General features: G+C 50.0%; 3 protein-coding genes. All 3 read left to right on the forward strand.

Annotation, left to right across the window (positions count from 1 at the left end; all coding sequences use genetic code 11):
• Positions 1-84: 84 nt before the first annotated feature.
• Entirely contained in the window at positions 85-369 is a 285-nt protein-coding gene (tnpA, locus tag L5M10_RS23615; protein WP_088585668.1) for an IS66 family insertion sequence element accessory protein TnpA, read from the forward strand.
• Positions 370-371: 2 nt separating this feature from the next.
• Entirely contained in the window at positions 372-728 is a 357-nt protein-coding gene (gene tnpB, locus L5M10_RS23620; protein ID WP_057786146.1) for an IS66 family insertion sequence element accessory protein TnpB, read from the forward strand.
• A 92-nt stretch (positions 729-820) separates the two neighbouring features.
• Positions 821-2,380, forward strand: coding sequence for an IS66 family transposase (gene tnpC, locus L5M10_RS23625; RefSeq protein WP_263256074.1), 1,560 nt, complete (start codon positions 821-823; stop codon positions 2,378-2,380).
• Positions 2,381-2,421 lie beyond the last annotated feature (41 nt).

Here is a 2,421-nt window from a genome sequence, read left to right on the forward strand (position 1 = left end):
GTAAGCGTAACGCCAACCACACATTCCAATCCTAACTGATCAACTTTACCCTGTCTGCCATTATCAACTGCCAGGGTAATCATCATGCACCGTACCAAAGAACAATGGCTGGCCTTGTTTGCCGAGCAAGCCCAAAGTGGTCTCACCCAAACTGAATTTGCAAAACGTCAGGGCATCATTCCTACATATTTTAGTTATCGCAAGCGTCAGTTGTTGGCGTTTCAGGATGATGACGGTGGCTTTGTTGAGCTGACGCCACAGGGTTTGCAGCTGAATCAATCCATTTTGCTACGCAAGCGCGATATCGAATTGCAGTTTCCAGCCGGCACCGATGCACAGTGGTTAGCAGCCTTGCTAAGAGCGCTCTGACCATGAAAATGTTCCTCGATGTGCCTAAGGTCTATTTGCATAAACAGCCGGTCGACTTTCGTAAATCCATTAATGGCTTATCGTTGCTGGTCGAGCAAGAGATGCAGCTCTCGCCATTTAGCGGCGCACTGTTTGTGTTTTGTAATCAGCAGCGTACCCGGTTAAAAGTACTGTACTGGGATAGCACCGGGTTTTGCCTGTGGTACAAACGGCTTGAAAAAGACAAGTTCCGCTGGCCACGGCAGATGCCTGGCAAAATACTGTCTATTAGCGAGCAGCAATGGCATTGGCTGTTGCAAGGTGTCGATATCCAAAAAATCACCGCCCATCAGCCACTGCATTACCAGAGTGTGGGCTGATATGACGATCGGCTATAAATCCTTATGATCGCATCCAAAACAATCTAAATCTTACCAAGCACTTAGCTAAATTGGCCGTTACAATAGCGGCCATGAAAAAGACACCTCAATCCTTACCTGATGACGTTGCACTGCTCAAGAAAATGCTGCTTGAGCAGACGCAAAAGCTTGAGCGCAAACTGGCGCAAAAAGATAAACGCATCGCCAAATTAGAGCGGGTTAACCAGCAACTGTCGGACAAGTTGCAGCAGTTGCTGGAGCGTTACAACCTGAAGAAGTACCAGAAATTTAGCCCCAGCAGTGAAACCTATGAAGGTGAAGGCGAGGTGTTAAATGAGGCCGAACAGCTTATTGAAGACGAGTCAGTAGCGACAGAGCCAGATACTCAGACGACCGAGAGCGCTAAGAAAGCTGCTAAGCCACGCCGCCCACGGATTGCCCCTGAGCTGCCGCGCGTTGATGTTATCCATGACATTGACGATAAAACCTGTGCTTGCTGTGGCCATGCGCTACATCAAATGGGTGAGGAAGTCAGTGAGCAAATCGAGTTCGTACCGGCACAAATCCGGGTGCTCAGAAACGTGCGGCTGAAATACAGCTGCCGGCAGTGTGAAACCACGGACACCAAGGTCGACATTAAAATTGCCGATGTGCCACCGGCGGTTATCCCTAAGAGCATGACCACACCGAGTCTGCTTGCCCAAATCATCAGCAGCAAAATGCACTATGGCTTACCGCTTTATCGTCAGGAGCAGTTGTTTAATCAGGCCGGTATTGAGCTTAGCCGTCAAACGATGAGCCGCTGGCTGATAAGCTGTGCAGAGAAACTGAAACCGTTACTGGCGTTAATGAAAGCTGAGCTTCTGAAACAGCCCGTGCTGTGGGCAGATGAAACCACGGTTAATGTACTGGATGTTGAGAAAAGCACCTGCTACATGTGGGTATATGGCTGTGGCTTAGAGCAAAGTACCGGCCCCAAGCTCGTGCTGTTTGATTATCAGGACAGCCGCAGCAGCAAACATCCCACCGACTTCCTGACGGGGTTTACCGGCTATCTGCAGGTTGATGGTTATGCCGGATATGAGAAAACCCACGCAACCTTAGTCGGCTGCTGGGCGCATGCCAGACGTAAGTTCGTCGAAGCCCAAAAAGCGCAGGGTAAAGGCAAAACGGGTAAGGCCGATGTGGCCCTTAACCATATCCAGAAACTCTATGCGCTGGAGAGTAAATTAAAAACTGCGCCGCCTGATAAGAAATATGAAGCCAGGCAAACGCTAGCCAAGCCGTTGCTCGCGCAATTCAAAAGCTGGTTGGATAAATCAAGCGAGAGTGTCACGAAAGAAAGTTTACTGGGAGCGGCTATTACGTATAGCCTGAATCAGTGGCCCAAGCTTGTCCGCTATCTGGATGATGGCTGTCTGAATATCGACAACAATCGTGCGGAGCGCGCCATCAAACCGTTCGTGATTGGTCGCAAGGCGTGGTTGTTCGCCAATACCAAGACGGGAGCACAAGCCAGTGCGGCACTGTACAGCCTGGTCGAGACCTCAAAAATCAACGGACTGGAGCCGTATGATTACCTATGCCGCTTATTAACCGAGCTACCCAAAGCCAACACCCAAGAGAAACTACAGCAACTCCTGCCTTACTGATCACCAGCCACACCGCAAGGTGTGGTTGGCGTTACGCTTAC

It is taken from the genome of Shewanella sp. SM32, from assembly GCF_025654235.1.
GTDB lineage: Bacteria > Pseudomonadota > Gammaproteobacteria > Enterobacterales > Shewanellaceae > Shewanella > Shewanella oncorhynchi.

What these genes read in the sequence shown, in the direction of transcription:
- tnpA (WP_088585668.1), top strand. Translation starts at nt 85, where the DNA reads ATGCACCGTACCAAAGAACAATGGCTGGCCTTGTTTGCCGAGCAAGCC.
- tnpB (WP_057786146.1), top strand. Translation starts at nt 372, where the DNA reads ATGAAAATGTTCCTCGATGTGCCTAAGGTCTATTTGCATAAACAGCCG.
- tnpC (WP_263256074.1), top strand. Translation starts at nt 821, where the DNA reads ATGAAAAAGACACCTCAATCCTTACCTGATGACGTTGCACTGCTCAAG.